The sequence below is a fragment of the uncultured Fibrobacter sp. genome (genome assembly GCF_947166265.1).
GTDB lineage: Bacteria > Fibrobacterota > Fibrobacteria > Fibrobacterales > Fibrobacteraceae > Fibrobacter.
In genome coordinates this window covers 25,759-44,041 of the sequence record NZ_CAMVDO010000004.1, presented here as the reverse complement: position 1 = coordinate 44,041, position 18,283 = coordinate 25,759, and the positions used below count along the sequence as shown (strand labels likewise).

Genomic DNA, 18,283 nt, shown 5'->3' with positions numbered 1-18,283 from the left:
AATGCTGAAAGAAAAAGGCGTCCATTTCTTAGCGATAGAAGGGGCTATCGGAGTCGGCAAGACTTCGCTTGCACGGATTATCTCCGAACGTTGGAAAGCGATGTTTATCGAAGAAAATTTTATCGAGAACCCGTTTCTTGAAAAATTTTACCAGAACAAAGAGGCTTACGCGTTCCAGACTCAGCTGTTTTTCTTGCTGGACCGCCTCAAGCAGTTGCAGAATTCCGCCCTTCAAAGCGACCTTTTCCGCGACCTGCTGGTAAGCGATTACACCTTTGACAAAGACCAGATTTTTGCAGCGCAGAACTTGTCTGAAAGCGAATACGCCATGTACGAACAGGTAGCGCGCGCCCTGAATCACGATGTTCCGCGACCGGACCTTGTTGTTTACCTGCAAGCGTCGGTGCCGACACTTCTAAAACGCATTCACGGCCGTGGGCGTGCCATGGAAAAGACCATCGAAGGTTCTTACCTGAGCGGACTCATGGAACGCTTCGACCAACATTTTTGGAATTACCCTTATGCGCCCGTGCTGATTATCAATACGGACAATATTGATTTTGTTCATAACGAGGCCCATTTACAGCTGGTGCTGGATGCCATTGCCTCGTGCCCGAAACAGACGACTTATTTTGTTCCAGAAGGTAAATAATGCAAATCGTAACTACTGTTGAATCTCTCCGTAAAATTCTCAAACCGCTTTCCAAGGAAGGCAAGGTGATTGGGCTTGTACCGACCATGGGAGCCCTTCACGATGGGCACGGAGCGCTTATTAAGGAGTCCGTCAAGGACTGCGACATTACGGTGGTTAGTGTGTTTTTGAACCCGATCCAGTTCGGGAAAAACGAGGATTTGGACAAGTACCCGAAACGTCTTGAAGCCGATGCCAATTTCGCGGCGTCCCTTGGGGCCGATTATGTGTTTGCACCGAGTGTGCAGGAAATGTACCCCGATGGAGATCCGCTCACGCTTGTGCGCGACGAAACTCTCGAATGCATGTATTGCGGCGCCTACCGTCCGGGGCATTTCCGTGGAGTTCTCACGGTGGTGTCCAAGCTGTTCCTGATTTCGGGTTGCAACCATGCCTATTTTGGTGAAAAGGACTACCAGCAGGTATTCCTTATCGAACGCATGGTGAAGGACTTGAACTTTGACTTGACGATTCATCGCGTCAAGCTGGTGCGCGAAGAGACCGGTCTTGCCCTTTCGAGCCGCAACGAATACCTGAGCGAAGACGAACGCAGCCGTGCTCTGGGCATTTATGACGGCTTGACGCAGGCGAAGGCCGCCTATGAGGCGGGCGAACGCAGCGTCTCCAAGATTCGCGACATTGTGCTGAAGTCTATCCTTGCCGCTCGCGGCATCGTGCAGTTCGTGGAAGTCGTCAACCAGAAGGACTTGCAGAAGTTCTCCGGAATGCTCGCTCCCGAAGATAAGGTTGTCATCTTGGTGGCCGCCTTCTTCGGAAAGACAAGACTCATCGACAATATCGAGTTGAATTGACACGAAGTGTCTTCCTGAGCAGTCATCCTGGAGCGTAGCGACGGGATTCAGCACTGGATTCTCCCCTTCGAGGACCATGTGCACTAAGGCAACAAAAGCATATAAGGCGAACGCCGCGACAGAATGTTTACATTCTGGCATGGTTGAGCCGAAATTGCGGACGCCAAAGGCGTCCACTTGCCAAGTGCTGTCCGCCCTCCCTTCGGTCGAGAATGACTTGGGAGCCGAGAGCAGCGAAAGACCATTTTATGGGCTTGCATTGCCGAGGCGAACCTGTCAAGCCACGAAGTGGAATGACAGTGTCGAAGGATCTCTAATTGTTTTTAAATTCTTTGACTTCGAACCTACGGTTCTTCGCTCAGAATGACATATACTATTTTTCTGTAGCGGTGAATACGCCGTCCCATTCCTCGCCAGGTGCCACTGGCGGGTTTATTTTATACGCTTCGCAGCGCTTGATGTAAATGTGCGACGGGGTTGTCTTGCTGCCGGGGTCGCGGTCGGGGTGATGCGGCTCGATTTCTAGGCACTGCTCGAACAGGGCCTTGGCGTTGTCCCATTCCATATTCAGGTAGCAGGAGCGGGCCTTTTCCCAAATGCCGACGAGTTCGGTGAGGGTAGCCTCGTTTTCGCAACCGGTCTTTTCCAGCAATTCGAATGTCTTGACCGGCTGGCTCTTGCCTATCACGCGGATGGTGTCGAGCGAACGGTAGATGAAACGGCCTTCGTCCAGGTGCTTCTGGGTGTCCTCGCTAATTTGAATATAGGCACCGTACTGCTTGGCGGCACTTTCTAGGCGTGCAGCGAGGTTCACGGCATCACCCATCATGGTGTAGTTCTTTCGCATGGTAGAACCCATGTTTCCCGTCACGATGTCGCCGGAGTTGATACCGATTCGCATGTGCATGTCGTGGACGACTTTGGGCCACTTGTTCCCTTCGCTTGCCCATTTCTTGCGGAGCTGCAAAAGTTTGTTCTGCATGTCGATTGCGGAGTCGCAGGCACTTTGGGCGTGGTTTTCCAAAGGCATCGGCGCTCCGAAGAAGGCGATAATGGCATCACCTTCGTACTTGTCGAGCGTACCCTTGTTGCTGAGTAGCGTGTCGGTCATGGCGGTAAGGTATTCGTTCAAAAGTTCGACGAGCTTACTCGGGTCACCGATTTTTTCGGAGAACGTAGAGAAACTGGCGATGTCGGTAAAGTAGGCCGTGATGTTCGATTTTTCGCCACCCAGGGTCGGCATGATTTCCTGGTCCACCATGGCGTCGATCAGTTCCGGAGAAATGTATTGCTTGAACGCGTTGTTGATAAAGCTCTTTTCCTTGTTTTCGAAATAGAACTGGACCACCAGAGCCGAAATGTTGGTGAGGAGCATGGCAAGCAACTGCTTGGATACGCCGATGTAGAGTCCGCTTTCGAAATACTTGTACGCGACCACGATGTAGATGCCCATCAAGATAAGGGAAAGGGCGACGGACAGGTAACTCTTGAAGTAAAGGCCCAAAAGCAAGCAGACCAGTGCGAGAATGATGACGATGACGCGCTGGTATTTTTCGGCCAGGGTCACAATGTAGTCGTCTTCGAGAATGTTCTTGATGATGGTGGCGTGAATGAGAACGGCGGGGTAGTTTTCTTCACTCGGGACTGGAACGAAGTCGAATAGAGCCGCAGCAGCGGAACCCAGGATGAAAATTTTTCCCTGGTAGACACCGGCATCGACATTACCTGTGGAAACATCCTTATAGGAAAGGTGCTGGAAAGTTCGCTTGGATTCGACGACGTTGTAACGCCCCTTGAAGTTGACCTGGTAGCGTCCGTAGCTGTCTATAGGAATGCGCTTGACGGGGCCGAATCGGAGTTCTTCACCGGGTTTTAGGTTGTTGATTCTGTCGTCGCTGGTATTCTGAATGTCGCGTATGACAGCATCGGATAGAATCACCTGGCTAGAATGCCAACGCTTGTGTTCCTTGTCGTAATGAATGTCCATATCCATGGACAGGTGCACCGACTTTCCTGCAGGAATTTTCTTGATGGAGTCCGCAAAGAACTGGAGCGTCCTGATGATGTTTCTTGAAACAGGAATGCCTTCCTCTTCGTCTTCATCGGAGCCGGTTCCGTTAATTACGAAATGGTTTCCGTCATCTTCGTCTTCGTCGAGTTCGAGGGTGATGTTCTTTCCGATTTTAAGCGGAGAGCCTTCTTCTACGGAATCGAGTGTCGCCTCCGTGATGCGCATCATTGTCTTGACGATTTTTCCTTCAAGAATGTCGTCTTGACCGGTAATGTCGAAGGAAACTTTTCCAAGGGTGTCCTTGATGGCGATAATCTTGTTGGTGACGTCGACAAAGTTCTTGCTTGCCGTTTTTTCGATTTTCTTTTCCTTCAGCTTTTCGCGGAGAGCCACGAACATGGGGTAGCTGAAATTGGGGTAGGTGGTGTGGTAAAATCCGCTGGAGTCCCTGTAAATTCCGAAGGGCTTTCCGATGTCGATGTATTCGCCCATCTTGATGGTGATGTCCTTGGGATCCCTGTGGAACAGGTGCAAGACAGTCATGAGCGACATCGTGGAGTAGATGTGGCTGGAGTCGATTCTGCTGACTTCTGCAAGCGAAGAGTCGGTTGTTGCAGGAAGGTCCATGTTGGGGAATCGGTAGAACATCGTGATGCGGCGAACCACACCGTCGTTGTCCGGGTATGCGTTTACGGTACCGACACCAGCTCCTGCCTGAGCCAGTTCGGGGAAGATATTGTCCAGAAGGTCCTTGGGCTCGATGTTTTCGATATGGTCGACCTGGTTACTGTTGATGGTCGAACCAAAGCCGATTTCCCTTGCGCGCGCCTCGCCGCTCAATTTTCTCCATTGAGATTCATGCTTATAGGCCTTGGCTTCGCCAAACATGTCGCAGACGATGGTGTTGTTGCTTTCGTGAATGGCGGACACGAGCATGGAGTCGTAGTTGAAACTGGCGAGAATATTCGGATAGGTGGAATCCCAGGGGGTTTCGGGAGCGATGTTGCCCAAAACCTGTAGCACCTGTTCTGCTTTTTTCTTTCCAAAATCGGCAGTCTTGAAAATGATATCGAAGCCGATACCCGATGCGCCACCGGCACTCAGGTTCTTAACGACGTTTGCGTGAATGTCGCGGTCCCATTCGTTAAAGGGACCCAATTTTTCTAGCGAAGGTTCATCGATATCTACAATCAGGATGCTTGGGTCGTAACCGTCGGCAATGGTAATCTTGTCGCTCAGTCCGATGTCGTGGTCGTCTACAAAGGAGCGGCCCTTAAAAAACAGGTCGTAAAAAATGTTTTCGAGCGATTCCGCACTTTCGCGGGAAGTCCCGGTCATGTCGTTTTGTGTACTTCCAAAAATAAGGATCGCAATGACAACGATAGTCGATGCGGTAAAGCCCGCAAGAATCTTCTTTAATCGCTTGGGTAACTTGGTGTTCTTCATACAAAGAAAGATAATAAATAGTCGTAAACCTTAAGTGAATCGTGGACGCACAATTTGTGCGAACGCTGAATGTAAAAAGTCCGGTTTTGGTAGCCTAAGTCTTTGACAGTCAATAGGTTATGTGCTTAGGAATAAAAAAGTGGACAAGACAAAAAAAGCAACAATAATTATATTTAGGGGGTACTTGCGGAGGCATTTTGGCTACTCAAAAGAAATCTTCTAAGAAAGCGGGAAAATCTTCTAAATCTTCTAAAAAAGACGTTTTTTCTCCGTCGGAACAGGGTTTTGTATCCATTTTAGGGGGATGGGCCCTGGTGGGGCTTGGCCTTATCTTGATGCTTGGGTGCATTTGTTCGGCCTATAGCGGGGAACGTGAAAACGTCCTGGGGCCTTATTTGGGCCAGTTGGTTCCCGATGTGCTGGCGTTCGTATTTGGAAGAGTCGCTTCCCTGATTGTGTCTTCTGCTTTGGTCATGTGGGGGGCAACCCTTGTGTCCGTTTCGAGGCGTGGTCGCTTTATGCGCTATGCGGTTGGACTTTCGCTTTTGTCGATCGTATTTTCGTTCTTATTCTCGCTGCGTAATTACGGTGATACTAAAGTGGCGAAGGAGGCTCTGATTCAGGGGGGCGGAACCCTGGGGCAGTTCTTTAGTCAAAACATCGCCCAGGTCTTTTTCCCGAGTTCGATCCTTGTACCGCTGATTTCGCTTCTGACCGTTTTGGCTCTTGTTTTGGTGCTTGCGTTTGGACTTCGGCCGAGGCATTTCAAGTTTGTGGTGCAGACGACTTCTTGGTTTAAGTCGGTGTTCAAGAAAAAGGAACCGACCGAGGACGATGGCTATGAACCTGTAGATATGCGCCGTATGCCTAAAGTGCAGACGAACATGGATTTGCCTGGTGCGGCTCTTCCGCGTGGCGTTTACATGGACGACAATACGGTGAATATCAAGCCGGATGGTTTCAAGATTCGCCGTAAGAACAAGGTGACGCCTTTCAGCGGACGGAGCAATTGGCTGGACGATGAATTTTCGTTGAACGGAATCGATGATATTCCTGAAGTTCCGGACGAGGCTCCTGAAAATGAAACGGTTGCTGCTAAGGGAAAATCTGTGGATGCACCGCAGGAAGCGACTTATCGTGTTGAACCCACGAAAAATGTGGCGGGCGAGTATAATCTGGATGACGACCCGGAAATCCGCAGGCTCGAAGAATACTTGCGCCTAAACGGTGGCAAGATGAATGCCCTTGAAATCGTGGAAGTCAAGGAAAAGATTGCGGCACTCAAGCGAGCCCGCGACCTGATTGCCTGGGAAAAGGACCACCGTGGTCGTATGCAGGTGAAGGGTGATGTTCGCCGCGAAGGTTCTCCGATGACGGGGGCTATGTCGGCACGTACGGTATCTGCCAATGCGATGCCGACGGGAACGGTGCCTGCCGCAAAGGGCGTAACCCAGCGGACGATGGCGCCGCTTCCGGCGCAGAATGCCGATGAACGTACAGTGATGGCTGGCGAACCGACTATCTCTGCTAATGATTTTTCTCGAACGGAACAGGTCCCTGCCGGTACGGTGGTTCGGCAAGCTCACCAACCTGGTAAGGTCCCTGAGCCTGTCGAAGGGCTGGAAAGTGATGGCGCGGCTGACGAAGAAACGTTTGTACCCGAGGTTTACGGTGCCGATGACGTGGGCGATGTTCCCGAAATGCCGGAAGAAACTTTGGGTGCCTCGATTGGAACTGTGACTCCTGGATCCTCGACTTCGGGAATGAAGGCGGCATCCATTCCGCAGCGTGACCCGACGACGGCTTACGACGAATACAAGGTGCCTGCCATTAGCGATATTCTAGAAGAACACGAACCGCAGATGGCCGACTACTCCGAAGATGAACTGAACGCAATCGGCAAGATGCTCGAAGAAAAGCTCGAAAACTTCAAGGTGAAAGGTCGTGTGATCGGCTGCGAAACGGGCCCGATGATTACCCGTTTTGAAGTGGAACCGGGCCCGGGCATGAAGGTGAGTCGATTCTCCGCGTTGCAAGAAGACTTGGCGCTTCCGCTCCGCGTTTCGTCGGTGCGTATTCTGGCGCCGATTCCGGGGAAGGCGGCCGTCGGTATCGAAATTCCGAATCGCAAGTTCCAGACGGTGTATAGCCTTGATGTATTCCAGAGCGATAAGTTTAAGCCCTCGCCCGAAAAGATTCTGGTGGCGCTCGGTAAGGACATTACCGGCGAAGCGTTCACGATGGACTTGGCGAAGGCTCCGCACCTTTTGATTGCCGGTCAGACTGGTTCCGGTAAGTCGGTCTGCATCAACGCCCTCATGGCTTCGATGCTTTTCAGTAAGACTCCTGATGAACTCCGCATGATCCTGGTGGACCCGAAGGCGGTGGAACTCAAGATGTACGAAAATATTCCGCATCTGCTGGCTCCGGTGATTACCAAGCCCGAAATTGCGATTCAGGCGCTCCAGTGGCTCTGCTATGAAATGGACCGCAGAACCGAAGTCCTGGCGTCTGCGAAGGTGCGTAATATTGGCGGCTTTAACGCGAAATTCGAAGCGGGCGAATTGCCTGACGAAGTCCCCGAAGAAGACCGCAGCCACCGCATGGCGTTCATTGTGGTGATTATCGATGAAATGGCTGACCTTATGATGGTCGCCGGAAAGGAAATCGAAAAGAACGTGGCGCGTCTTGCCGCAAAGGCCCGTGCCGTGGGCATTCACTTGGTGCTTGCCACGCAGCGCCCGTCGGTAAAGGTGATTACCGGTATCATCAAGGCGAACTTGCCGACGCGTATCAGCTTCAAGGTGGCATCGCAGATTGACGCCCGCACGGTCATGGACCATGCCGGCGCCGAAAAGCTCCTGGGCCGCGGTGACATGCTTTACAAGGCGGTGAACGACCCCGAACCGGTGCGTGTTCATGGCGCATTCCTCAGCGACGAAGAAGCCGAAAAGCTTGCCGACGCCTGCTCCGACCAGAATGTGTTCTACCCGCAGGTGGAATCCTTCGATGTCAGCGACGGTGAAGGCGACGAAGACGGTGAAGGTGGCGGAAAGGACCTGGGCAAGCTTGACAAGCTGCTTTACGATGTGGCTGTCTGGGCGGTGGAATGCCGCGGGCTTTCGACATCTGCAGTGCAGCGCCACTTTAGCGTGGGATTCAGCCGAGCCGGTAAAATTGTGGACCAACTTTACAGCCTCGGCGTGTGTGGCCCTGCCAAGGGCAACAGCAAACCCCGCGCCATGCTCCTTGGAATCGAAGAAATCCAGAGTATGCAACGCTCCGGAAAATTCGGGTAAGCTTCCTTAAATATCGTTTTTTGCTTCTCAAGGCTTACCCGTGAAAACGGTGTCGAGAAATTTTGTTGTTATTTTTGTTATGAGAAAGAGAGAAAATATATGATTTCGTATAACTGAAGTGTACCAATGCGGGGCACAATGCCGTATGCTTTGCCAAAAAAGACGGCAACTTCGAGTTCTTGAAACAACGTCATGGAACATTTCTTGCTGGGTTCGACTTTACGCAATATAAAGAAACTGAAATTCAGTTTGAAAGTGGGGATTGCCTGTTCCTCTATACCGATGGCCTTCCTGAAGCTCACAATGCTTTTGCTGAGCTTTATGGTGAAAAAAGGCTGTTGGATAAATTGAATTCTATCGAACCTCGTGGAGGTGAAAAATTCCTGAGGAAAATCACGGATGACGTGAAAGCCTTTTCAATAGGAACAGATCCCTTTGATGACCTTACAATGATGGTTATCAAGGTGAACTAGAACATTTTTTTGCTAAGTTTGGGACCATGAAAGAATACGCTCCTGCTAAGGTTAATTTATTCTTAGATGTCATCCGCAAGCGTGAAGACGGATATCATGACTTGGGCACGCTGTTTCAGACTATCGATGCCGGCGACACGGTAAGCGCCGAAATTCGTGAAGACGGTCGCATCACTCTTTGCTACAATGAACCGCAGAACTACCCGCTGGAGTCCGACCTGGTTTACAAGGCAGCAAAGCTGTTGCAACAGGAATCGGGGACAACTCATGGGGCCGATATCTACCTTAAAAAGATAATGCCGCTGGGTGCCGGTCTTGGCGGCGGTTCTGCCGATGCGGCTGCGACGCTGCGCTTGCTGAACCAGCTGTGGAAGCTCAAGTTCAAGTTTGAAAAGCTCGAAGAAATCGGGGCCCGCCTCGGTGCCGATGTGCCGTTCCTGGTACGGGGCGGTACGGCCATGGCCGAAGGCATTGGCGAAAAGCTCACTTTTGTAAAGCCTTTGCAGTTGAGTGGCGAACAGTATCTGCTGGTGGCGACTCCGCTTGATTCTGTTCCGACGAAGGATGCCTACGCTGGCGTTCCTAAATCTGGTCCGGACCGTTGGGAAACTTACAAGGCGAAGTGCATGCGCACGGGCAAGGCCGCATCGATCGACTTTGCTCTTGCCAATACTTTCAATGCGTTTGAAGAATCGGTTTTCCCGAAGCACCCGCTTGTCGAAGAGATGAAAAACGAGTTCAAGCGCCTGGGGGCGAAGTCCGTCCTGATGTCGGGGTCGGGAGCATCTGTTTTTGGCGTCTTCGAAACACGCGCGCAGGCGAAAGAGGCTGCCGAAGAACTGAAACCTATCTCCAGGTATCAGGTGGTAACCCGCTTTTTCGAGGGTTTTTAGCCCAAACCCTTTGAATTTTGCATAAATTTGCTATATTTGGGCCACCATTGGGGTATCGTCAAGTGGTAAGACAACGGATTTTGATTCCGTTATTCGTAGGTTCGAATCCTGCTACCCCAATGAATTTTTTTTAACCATTTACTTAATTGGAGTAAAATTATGGAACTCACAAAACTCGCAGCAACCTCGAGAGTGTTAGGCAAGAGCCGCGATTGCGCTCGTCTCCGCAAGGAAGGCAAGATTCCGGCCGTCTATTATGGTAAGGGTCAGGAGTCTGTGAATATCAGCGTTAGCGCTATCGATGTTCGCAAGGTCCTCGCCCCGGGTAAGCGTTACACGCTTCTCGACCTGGAAATTGATGGCAAGGCCGGCAACGCTGCCGTAATTTACAACTACCAGAAGAACCCCCTGACCCAGGAAATCGAACACATCGACTTTCTCAAGATCGAAGAATCTTCCAAGGTCAAGGTTCGCGTTCCGGTCAAGCTCTCCGGTCTTCCGGTTGGCGTTAAGACTCAGGGCGGTACCTTTGCTCAGCAGAACCGCTACATCCAGCTCGCCGCTGAACCGGCCAAGATTCCGGCTGTCCTCGAAATGGACATCTCCGACTTCCCGGCTCCGACGACCTTCTATGCCAAGGACCTCAAGCTCGCCGACGGTATCGAACTTGCTTGCCAGCCGCGCACCGTGATCTTCACGATCACTGCCAAGAGCGGTAAGAAGGCTGACGATTCCGCTGCCGCTGATGCAGCTGCCGAAGCCAAGTAATTTTTAGCAAATTCCGTAGCGCATACGTGCGCAACGAAAATTGAGAAAAATTTGCCTGTTTGCAATATTGCAAACAGGTCTTTTTTATGAATATGCGAAATTTAAGGAATAATTCTTGACATCGACTTTTTTTTCGTATATATTTAGGGAAAAATAGAAGGAGTTTCCTTATGAGTTTTACCAAAGTAGTCATGTCCCTGTTTGCTGTTCTGATGTTGGTTGCCTGTGCAGGTACCCCCGAGAATAACAATGACGAGACGCGCGCCAATGCCAAGGAAGCGTACCAGGAACTGGACGAATAATTTTTTTTCGTAAAATCCTTATCTCCGAGCATTTTTTTGTTATATTCTAGCCTGTCTGCCAGATAGGCAGTCTTTGATATATCCCGGGCAGGGTTATTGCCATTCCCGAGGGACGTTTGTCGCATAGACCGTCTTTTTCTTTAGGGACCATTCTTTTTTTCTTTATTCTCGGCTGTATGCCCTTGCGGGCGGCCGTTCTCGATTTTGTAGACACGCCTATTGCCGAGGTGATGCGTACGGTTTCGCTAGCCTATGGAACGCCCATTCTGGTAGACGATTCGCTTGATTCCAAGGTGACGTTTCATCTGGAAGGAGTGGGGCTGATGGAAGGGCTTACGGCGCTTTGTTCGGCGCATGGGCTTGAAATCGTTGAGGATGGCTCCGTGTATCATGTGCGGCGCGCCGTTTCCCATGGCGAACATGAATTCAGGGTGCAGGATTCCTTGATTTCTTTGTCGGTCAAGGAAAAAGACGTCTATGAATTTGTTCGAGAATTTTCGCTGAATTCCGGATTGAACATCCTTGCTGATCCTGGGCTTATGGGAAAAGTGAGTGGAAACCTGCATTCCCTGTCGGCAGAGGCCGCTTTTCGCGCGATCATGGGGGCGCATGGCTTTCGCGTATGGCGCGAGGGGGAATGTCTTCGCGTGGGCGAGGCGCGTAAACGGCTTATTTCAAGCGAGGACCGTCCCGAAGAACCCGCTGCCGATATTCACCTGGAACGTGATGGGGAACTTTATTCGGCCGAAATTAGCGACGGAAACCTGTTGCAAGTGTTGAACGAACTCGCGGAATTGTCGCACTTGAATTTGGCCGTCTATGGCGACATTCATGATAACGTAAGGCTCCGCTTGACGCGCGTTTCGCTGGAATCCTTGGTGGAGTCGCTTTTTAGGGACAAGCGCTACAGCTACGCCCTGCAGGATTCGACGCTTTTCGTGTCGGAAGGGGGCGCTCGAAACGCTCTTTCGATGGCTCGCCTTTACCCGTTGCGTCATATCCATTCCGAAAAAGCCTTGGCCTATTTGGGGAAGATTTCTTCTGGTTCCAATTTTGGAGTGACCGAAATCAAGGAACAGAATGCTCTCCTTTTGGTGGGCTCTAGGTCGGAAATACAGTCGGCAGAGGATCTGTTGAAACTGATCGATATTCCGGCGCTGCAGGTGACGCTTTCTTGCATTGTGGTGGAATTCAAGAAGGGGCACGGTTTTGAAATCGGACTGCATAGCGGTTCTTCGCGAAAAACGCAGGAGCGCGATATCGGAGCTCGAGGCTATCTCGATTTTATGGACAAGGATTTTTCTGTGGCGGGGGCGTTCGGAAAAATTGGGCTTTTGCCGGACCGCTTTGAAATGGAACTTGCCTCTATGGAAGAAAACAACTACGCAGAAATTTTGGCGCGTCCGAGGCTTACGACGCTCAATGGAAACAAGTCGGAACTCAATGTGACGAATACGGTCTATTACCTGGTGAGCCAAGTTTCGGCCGATGGGTATCCGATTACGGATTACCGCTCGTTTAATGACGGAATTTCGCTGGAACTGACTCCGTCGGTAACGCAGGAGGGGCGCATTACGCTAGAGGTTTCGCCCGAAATCAAGACGGCGGGGCGTAGCTCCGGCGATGGCCCGCGCGATATCAGCACTAGGAATCTGAAAACGGTGGTGGTCCTGGAAAACGGGGAAACCCTCTGCCTAGGAGGGCTTATCCGCAAGAGTAAATCCGAGGTGCGTTCGGCGGTTCCATTTTTAGGGAGCATCCCTTTATTGGGGAGGCTTTTCTGCTATACATCCGAAGAGGAAGAAGAAAACGAACTGGCCATCTTTATTACGCCCCATATCGAGCGTGGTGGAGTTTCCGATGAGCGTCCGTAAGGTAATTGATTCTTGCTTGGGATTGTTTGAACGCGGCTTTCCTCACGAAGTGAGCTTGTTTATGTGGGAGCAGACGGCGACTTTTGACAAGATCATTTCGCGGGATGAACTTGAATGTGCTTTTGAATACGAATTTCCGAAATTGCGTTCTAGAATCCGTGAAAATGGCGGCTACTTTCGAATGATTCCTTTGGTTTCGTTCAACGCACCCGAAGGTCGGTTTTTACGCTATCTGGTGGTGGTGTCTTTTTCGGCGTTCCGTAAGGCTTGGGGCACGCGGAGGGTTTTGCCAAGACAGATTTGGCTCTATGCGGCTGCAGATGCGGCAATGCGTAATGCATCTAAGGACAATAGCGGGAATTTTTTCTTTTATGCAACCGTTGACGGTTCGCTTTTTATTCTGGTATTTTTCGAAGGGCGCCTTTGTCATTGGTCCGAAGAAAGCGGCTTTGGTGACGGTCTCGAATTGCTAGAAATTCGGCTTGAACGTTTCCGGAGGTTTTTAAGGACGGATCCGCTTTTTTCTCGAGCCGATTCTTTTGAGGAGTTTCGCTTGAAAGGTGTATTTGAACGCCGTCTTTTTAATGATGCGGCGCATGATCCCTTTTGGCGACGTATCGACTTGAAAAAAAGGACTGTAACGCAAATTACAGGGGCGCCTAGAGGCTTGTGTTGGCTTGCGCTAGTCCTTTGTTTAACGGTCTCACTACTTTGTCGGTGGCATTTGCAGAATGATTCTTATGATTGCGTGGGATGTATCGACCCTCCTGCAGAAGAACTTTTGCCTCCCAAGGAATTTCATGAAGTCGTTTTTGAGGATGTTGTCGATGAAGTGCCCTATGCAAGGCCTGTTTTTGAAAAATGCGAACTGCCTTCGTTTCATTTGATGGGGGTGGTGGAGCACAAGGTCGCTGTTGTGATGTTCGATTCCTTGCTAGGGGAGTCGAGCCCCCTGAAGGAGGGTATGCGCGTTGGAAGGTTTGCGTTGAATTCGATTGAACGCGACCGCATTCAACTCGGATGCGGCGATTCGACGGCTATCGTGGAGGTGGGCGGTGAGGCGATGTGATAAGCTCGGGGCTGTTTTGCCGTTTGTTCTTGGAATATTGCTTGCGGTAACGGTCTTGCTGACCTCGCTTTTGCAGATGCCCGGAAGTGGGCGACAGCTGGCGATGCGTTATTTGCTGCAACAGCAGCGGATTTACGATGCGGAGTCTGCGTTGTTGGCCTATTTAGAGGGCCTTCCCGAAGGTTTCTTTGAGCAAATTCCAGAGAATGTTGGGCGTGAAGTCGTTCATCTTCCCAGGGTTTCTAAGGAGCGTATGGGGCCTTGGGCTGATTTGCGTGCCGAGGTCGATTCTTGCAGGAGTGTGCATGTGCTTGCTGGTGTGGCGTGCGATAGCGGCTGTAACATGTTGCGGTCTTATTCTTTGCGGCATGACATTTACGATGCGTTTAGACTTCAGCTGAACCGTGAAATCATGATGGTGAAGCCTCCGCTAGAATTGGTGTCTAAGACGGGAAATCGTCGGATGTTTGGGCAAATTCCTTCGATGGCGCTTAGGGTTATGGATGGGGACTTGTCGCTAGACCTCGAAGGGCGCGTTTCTTCGGGGAGGTTCATGGTGGACGGCGCTATGGAGGTACGGGGAAGTGCCGTGTTTGACACGTTGCGCGTTTATGCACGGGGGCCTCTTGTGTTTCGCGGACAGACGAAGGTCCATTGGCTAGAGGCCTTCAGTGAGGATCGCGTTGAAATATCAAGGGGATTGGAGTTCTCGGGCGTTGTCGTCGCTTTGCATGAGGTGGCTTTCCCAAACGGGACTGCGAAAGTCCAAATGCGATATCCGTCGTTTGTGATGTCTCTCGAATCGTCCGAAGCCTTGCAAGTAGATTCGATGCTTGTACCGGATTTTGTGGAAGGATCGCTGAAACCCTTTGAATGGAAGCTGAATATTGAATGAAAAATGATGAAAAAAAAGGTTTCACCTTGATGGAAGTATGTGTGTCGCTCGCCATACTTGCCGTAGGTGTGACTGCTTTGGGGCGGTTCCTGGACGGGTTCAATCTGCTGCGGAGTGTTGAACGCAATCAGGTCCGAACGCTACAAGCCGTGGCTCAGTCGGTGGAATCGCTCGTTGCGGAACCTCCTGAATGCCGGGATACTTCTTTTGTCTTAAATGGAACGGATGTTGCCCTAAGAGCTGTTCCTGGGATTAAACCGCTAGCCTGGGTTTTAGTTTCCGCCGAGGCTGTCCACACGGTCCAACTAAGGAGGCTTGTCCGGTGTCGAAAGAACTGAAACAGGGTGCTGGCTTTACGCTGATTGAACTTTTGGTCGCTGTCGTTGCCGCGTCTATGGTTTCCTTGGCGGCCCTTCAGCTCTATGGTGCCTACCACAGGCTCTATTTGCATCTTTACGGTGATTACCAAAAAGAAACCGCCGCAAGCCTCGAGGCGCTGCGGCGGATAAATCCTTATGTTTCAGGAACTCGTCGAGAGCGTTAGTCCTGCTTTTCGACGGCCTTTTCTGCGGCGCGGGCCTTGTGCATTTCGATGAGGTTGCCGATGTAGTGCATAAAGCTCAGCACGCTCACCGAGAGGAAGCCAACGGAATAGAGGGCGAGGAACGGTCCGATAATGAACTTCTGCGCACCGATGTATTCCAGAAGACCGAAGATGCAGTAGACGCCGACACCCAGTTCGACAACAGCCTGCCACGGGAACTTCTGGGCGTAGTGGCTCTTGGCCTTCTTCTTGGATCCGCCGCTCTTCGGGGTGCGGACAAAGCTGCCCTTGGCACCGATCACGGCAGAGAACACGGCGCGGGAGTTGCTCACTGCAATGCCTACACCCAAAGCCATGAGGATGGGGAGGGACAGCAGGCGGATCTTCCAACCGGTGTAGCCGGAGCAGCGCTGTGCCACAAAGTAAAGAACAGAAGGTGCGATCGCGGCGAGGAAGATAAAGCTGAAACCGACGGTGTAGGCCCAGGTCGGCAGGTGTGCGACCGGTTCAAAGAAGGCGAGCAGCGGCCAAGCACAGAGGGCGGTAAACAACATGCAAGGGTGGATCGAGTAGTGCGTCGTGTGGAGGATGGCGCCGATCTTTACACGGAGAGGAACCTTGGCCTTGAGTACGCGCGGCAAAATCTTGATGGCGGTCTGGATGGAACCCTTTGCCCAGCGGAACTGCTGTGCCTTGAAGGCGTTGATGTCGTTGGGGAGCTCGGCCGGAACGATCACGTCGAACACGAACTTCATCTTCCAACCGGCGAGTTGGCTACGGTAAGAAAGGTCCATGTCTTCGGTCAGGGTGTCGCCTTCCCAGCCGCCACCACCATAGATGGCCTGCTTGCGCCACACGCCTGCAGTACCGTTGAAGTTCATGAAGAGCTTGCCCCAGCTACGGGCGGACTGTTCCACCACGAAGTGTCCATCGATACCGATGGACTGGGCGAGTGTCAAACCGGACTCGGTGCGGTTCAGGTGGCCCCAGCGGCCCTGGACCAGGCCAATCTTTTCGTCCATTACCAGGTAGGGGATGGTCTTGAGGAGGAAGTCCTTCTCGGGGACGAAGTCGGCATCGAAAATGGCGAGGAATTCACCCTTGGCGACCTGCATGGCTTCCTTAAGGGCGCCGGCCTTGAATTCGGAACGGTTCGTGCGGTGAATAAGCTTGATGTCGTAACCCTTGGCGGCAAGTTCGGCGACCTTTTTCTTCGCAACTTCGTAACATTCGTCGGTGGAGTCGTCCAGAACCTGAATTTCGTGCTTGTTCTTGGGGTAGTCGATGGCGCAAACAGCTTCGAGCAGGCGTTCGACACAGTTCGCTTCGTTAAAGACGGGGAGTTGGGTGGTCACCTGCGGCAGGTCGTCCATCGAGTGTTCGCGGTAGAACTGCAGGATGTGCTTGCGGTCGGAAAGCCGCGTGGTGCGGCTATTCTTTAAGAATAAGTAGATGCTATAGTAACAGCTGAAACCGTAGATGACAAGTCCGATGCCCGCGATGACGTAGACGACGAACATGATGTCGAGTAGGATTGTACTGATTGCCATAAAACCGTATAACCTATTTATAAAACTTTTTGTTCCTTTTTCGGAACTTGGCGCCAAATATAGAAACCCTGTAGAAAGTTTGCTACATTATAATCGCTATTTCACAAAAAATTATCATTTATATTCGATTATGTTGGCAGAAAATTCCAAAACTCCGTTGGAAAAGTGGATGGAGGCCCAAAAGGGGAGCTCTGGTTTCGAGGATGCTCTCAGACGGCTAATCTCTTTTGCCTGTTCGGAGTGGTTCCGTCGTGAAACAGCTCAGGTGATTTCGCCCGAAGAGGCCCTTGCTCGGGTTCTCGCGATAAATTTGCCGGAGTATCCTGTTGGGACTTGGTTGGACTCGCCTACGAGGTTCGCTCCCGAAATTGCCGTTTTTTGCGAAAAAACGAAGGTTTCCCCTTTGCCGGAGGCTTTGAAGGGAACATTTCCGGAACACTTGGACCTGCGTGGAGTGGTATGCCCCAACAATGCCATGCGCAGTCGTCTTGTGATGTCTGGACTTCCCGAAGGTTCTGAACTCGAGATTTACCTGGACGATGGATCGCCCATCGAAAATGTTCCGGGGGCGCTGGTTGCCGATGGCCATATTGTCAAAAAAAGGCAAAAAAAAGAGAATTTTTGGATCCTTTCTGTGGTCAAACGGCGTTCAAGAGTGTAGATTATAGGAGTAATGGAAAATAGGATACTGATTATAGGCGATGAACTTTTCGGAGAACAGGGCGAAGCAGCCAACCGCTTTGCCGAAATTCTCCTTTGCCGTGAGGCGAATCGTCCGGTTCAGTTTTCTATCAATGCGCCTGCCCCCCAGAGCCTGCGGCAGTTGTACGACCGCGCATCGGCCGACATTATCGGCAAGAAGGCGGGGCGAATGATTATCGGACTTGGCCTTAAGGAACTCAAGCGGGGTGGTAACGACTACGCTAAAGTGTTTGACGTTTACGAAGCTCTCGCCGATGAAGTCTTGAGCAAGACCTTGGCTCCGCTTCATTTCTTGACTATTCCCGAAGATATGTTTCCTGTGGCGCCGTCGCAGTTGAGTGCGCTGAATGAACTTATCCGTGGGCTGGAAAAGAAGGATGACCAGCGCGTAAAGATTATGGATTTTGCGGCCTACGTGGCCGCGTTCAAGGAAAAACAGTTGGAACGGGGAAAGTTTGGCCGGAGCCTTTACACCGACGAAGGGCATCCGACTTCGATTTGCAATACGTTCCTAGCGCTTTTCCTGAATGACTTTATAAAGAAAGAGTTAAAATAAAAAAGGAAGGTACCATGAGCCTGACAGACGATCATTTCGCACGCAAGATTGCAGCCCAGAGTAAAGCCTGGGAAGAAACCAGTGACGCCCCGAAAAAGGAACGTCATCACGAAGCTTCGGCCCCCAAGATGGGAATTTGCGACAAGTGCCATAAGGAGGCCTTGCTGCGTTCTTACCGTTTCAAGGAAACGACTGTCTCGAACGGCGCCGCAAGCTTTGGAACCGTAACCAAGCACCTTTGCGAAGATTGCGCCCCGAAGTCCCGCGCCCAAAAGGATGCGGAAGTCCCTAAGCTGGACAACAAGCAGCTTAGGAGCCTGATGCGTTCTGCAAAGAGGGGACTCCTTTAGTCGCATCAATGCTTAAGGCAATTTATAAGGCGGTTTAAATTGTAATGC

At 51.3% G+C, this 18,283-nt stretch carries 17 protein-coding genes and 1 tRNA gene; 16 read left to right on the top strand and 2 right to left on the bottom strand.

Annotation, left to right across the window (positions count from 1 at the left end):
• The first annotated feature begins 1 nt into the window (after position 1).
• Positions 2-652 (top strand): deoxynucleoside kinase, encoded by a 651-nt coding sequence (locus Q0W37_RS03460; RefSeq protein ID WP_297698798.1) that lies wholly within the window; start codon positions 2-4, stop codon positions 650-652.
• Complete coding sequence (gene panC, locus Q0W37_RS03455; protein WP_297698796.1) at positions 652-1,503, top strand: pantoate--beta-alanine ligase; 852 nt, start codon at positions 652-654, stop codon at positions 1,501-1,503. The genes Q0W37_RS03460 and panC overlap by 1 nt, the downstream gene beginning before the upstream one ends.
• Before the next feature lie 373 nt (positions 1,504-1,876).
• Here panC and Q0W37_RS03450 read toward each other — a convergent pair whose 3' ends face one another.
• On the bottom strand, positions 1,877-4,960 hold the full coding sequence (locus Q0W37_RS03450) for a CHASE2 domain-containing protein (RefSeq protein ID WP_297698794.1): 3,084 nt from the start codon (positions 4,958-4,960) through the stop codon (positions 1,877-1,879).
• A 197-nt stretch (positions 4,961-5,157) separates the two neighbouring features.
• Between Q0W37_RS03450 and Q0W37_RS03445 the strand changes: the two genes are divergently transcribed.
• The 11 genes from Q0W37_RS03445 (at position 5,158) to Q0W37_RS03400 (ending at position 15,077) form a co-directional block, all read left to right on the top strand.
• Positions 5,158-8,259, top strand: a complete 3,102-nt coding sequence (locus Q0W37_RS03445) for a DNA translocase FtsK 4TM domain-containing protein (RefSeq protein ID WP_297698792.1) — start codon at positions 5,158-5,160, stop codon at positions 8,257-8,259.
• A gap of 113 nt (positions 8,260-8,372) precedes the next feature.
• Positions 8,373-8,732 carry a PP2C family protein-serine/threonine phosphatase gene (locus Q0W37_RS03440; RefSeq protein ID WP_297698969.1) on the top strand — a complete coding sequence of 120 codons (360 nt, stop codon included), beginning with the start codon at positions 8,373-8,375 and terminating at the stop codon, positions 8,730-8,732.
• 26 nt (positions 8,733-8,758) lie between these two features.
• Positions 8,759-9,625, top strand: coding sequence for a 4-(cytidine 5'-diphospho)-2-C-methyl-D-erythritol kinase (gene ispE, locus Q0W37_RS03435; RefSeq protein WP_297698790.1), 867 nt, complete (start codon positions 8,759-8,761; stop codon positions 9,623-9,625).
• Between the two features lie 48 nt (positions 9,626-9,673).
• A tRNA-Gln gene (locus Q0W37_RS03430) sits at positions 9,674-9,745 on the top strand.
• Between the two features lie 39 nt (positions 9,746-9,784).
• Entirely contained in the window at positions 9,785-10,393 is a 609-nt protein-coding gene (locus tag Q0W37_RS03425; RefSeq protein ID WP_297698788.1) for a 50S ribosomal protein L25, read from the top strand.
• Between the two features lie 170 nt (positions 10,394-10,563).
• Positions 10,564-10,695 carry a hypothetical protein gene (locus Q0W37_RS03420; protein ID WP_297698786.1) on the top strand — a complete coding sequence of 44 codons (132 nt, stop codon included), beginning with the start codon at positions 10,564-10,566 and terminating at the stop codon, positions 10,693-10,695.
• A 176-nt stretch (positions 10,696-10,871) separates the two neighbouring features.
• Positions 10,872-12,569: a type II secretion system protein GspD gene (locus Q0W37_RS03415; protein ID WP_297698785.1), complete on the top strand. Its 1,698-nt coding sequence runs from the start codon at positions 10,872-10,874 to the stop codon at positions 12,567-12,569.
• A complete protein-coding gene (locus Q0W37_RS03410; RefSeq protein WP_297698783.1) occupies positions 12,556-13,638 on the top strand; it encodes a hypothetical protein in 1,083 nt (360 codons plus the stop codon). The genes Q0W37_RS03415 and Q0W37_RS03410 overlap by 14 nt, the downstream gene beginning before the upstream one ends.
• A complete protein-coding gene (locus Q0W37_RS03405; RefSeq protein ID WP_297698781.1) occupies positions 13,625-14,533 on the top strand; it encodes a hypothetical protein in 909 nt (302 codons plus the stop codon). The genes Q0W37_RS03410 and Q0W37_RS03405 overlap by 14 nt, the downstream gene beginning before the upstream one ends.
• Positions 14,530-14,871: a type II secretion system protein J gene (locus tag Q0W37_RS15380; protein ID WP_367186228.1), complete on the top strand. Its 342-nt coding sequence runs from the start codon at positions 14,530-14,532 to the stop codon at positions 14,869-14,871. The genes Q0W37_RS03405 and Q0W37_RS15380 overlap by 4 nt, the downstream gene beginning before the upstream one ends.
• Positions 14,856-15,077: a PilW family protein gene (locus tag Q0W37_RS03400; RefSeq protein ID WP_297698779.1), complete on the top strand. Its 222-nt coding sequence runs from the start codon at positions 14,856-14,858 to the stop codon at positions 15,075-15,077. Before Q0W37_RS15380 ends, Q0W37_RS03400 begins: the two co-directional genes overlap by 16 nt.
• Here Q0W37_RS03400 and Q0W37_RS03395 read toward each other — a convergent pair.
• Positions 15,074-16,627, bottom strand: a complete 1,554-nt coding sequence (locus Q0W37_RS03395) for a glycosyltransferase (protein WP_297698777.1) — start codon at positions 16,625-16,627, stop codon at positions 15,074-15,076. The genes Q0W37_RS03400 and Q0W37_RS03395 overlap by 4 nt on opposite strands.
• 130 nt (positions 16,628-16,757) lie before the next feature.
• On the opposite strand from Q0W37_RS03395, the gene Q0W37_RS03390 reads away from it, so the two are divergent.
• The 3 genes from Q0W37_RS03390 to Q0W37_RS03380 are packed head-to-tail and all read left to right on the top strand — an operon-like array spanning position 16,758 to position 18,235.
• Positions 16,758-17,288: a sulfurtransferase TusA family protein gene (locus Q0W37_RS03390; protein ID WP_297698775.1), complete on the top strand. Its 531-nt coding sequence runs from the start codon at positions 16,758-16,760 to the stop codon at positions 17,286-17,288.
• A gap of 12 nt (positions 17,289-17,300) precedes the next feature.
• Positions 17,301-17,885, top strand: coding sequence for a hypothetical protein (locus tag Q0W37_RS03385; protein ID WP_297698774.1), 585 nt, complete (start codon positions 17,301-17,303; stop codon positions 17,883-17,885).
• Positions 17,886-17,899: 14 nt separating this feature from the next.
• Positions 17,900-18,235, top strand: a complete 336-nt coding sequence (locus Q0W37_RS03380; protein WP_297698772.1) for a hypothetical protein — start codon at positions 17,900-17,902, stop codon at positions 18,233-18,235.
• Positions 18,236-18,283 lie beyond the last annotated feature (48 nt).

Excerpts from the sequence above, each read along its gene's own strand:
- Q0W37_RS03410 (WP_297698783.1), top strand. The coding sequence starts at position 12,556 with ATGAGCGTCCGTAAGGTAATTGATTCTTGCTTGGGATTGTTTGAACGC.
- Q0W37_RS03450 (WP_297698794.1), bottom strand. The coding sequence starts at position 4,960 with ATGAAGAACACCAAGTTACCCAAGCGATTAAAGAAGATTCTTGCGGGC.
- panC (WP_297698796.1), top strand. The coding sequence starts at position 652 with ATGCAAATCGTAACTACTGTTGAATCTCTCCGTAAAATTCTCAAACCG.
- ispE (WP_297698790.1), top strand. The coding sequence starts at position 8,759 with ATGAAAGAATACGCTCCTGCTAAGGTTAATTTATTCTTAGATGTCATC.
- Q0W37_RS03385 (WP_297698774.1), top strand. The coding sequence starts at position 17,301 with ATGGAAAATAGGATACTGATTATAGGCGATGAACTTTTCGGAGAACAG.
- Q0W37_RS03380 (WP_297698772.1), top strand. The coding sequence starts at position 17,900 with ATGAGCCTGACAGACGATCATTTCGCACGCAAGATTGCAGCCCAGAGT.
- Q0W37_RS03460 (WP_297698798.1), top strand. The coding sequence starts at position 2 with ATGCTGAAAGAAAAAGGCGTCCATTTCTTAGCGATAGAAGGGGCTATC.
- Q0W37_RS03420 (WP_297698786.1), top strand. The coding sequence starts at position 10,564 with ATGAGTTTTACCAAAGTAGTCATGTCCCTGTTTGCTGTTCTGATGTTG.
- Q0W37_RS15380 (WP_367186228.1), top strand. The coding sequence starts at position 14,530 with ATGAAAAATGATGAAAAAAAAGGTTTCACCTTGATGGAAGTATGTGTG.
- Q0W37_RS03390 (WP_297698775.1), top strand. The coding sequence starts at position 16,758 with ATGTTGGCAGAAAATTCCAAAACTCCGTTGGAAAAGTGGATGGAGGCC.
- Q0W37_RS03425 (WP_297698788.1), top strand. The coding sequence starts at position 9,785 with ATGGAACTCACAAAACTCGCAGCAACCTCGAGAGTGTTAGGCAAGAGC.
- Q0W37_RS03415 (WP_297698785.1), top strand. The coding sequence starts at position 10,872 with ATGCCCTTGCGGGCGGCCGTTCTCGATTTTGTAGACACGCCTATTGCC.
- Q0W37_RS03395 (WP_297698777.1), bottom strand. The coding sequence starts at position 16,627 with ATGGCAATCAGTACAATCCTACTCGACATCATGTTCGTCGTCTACGTC.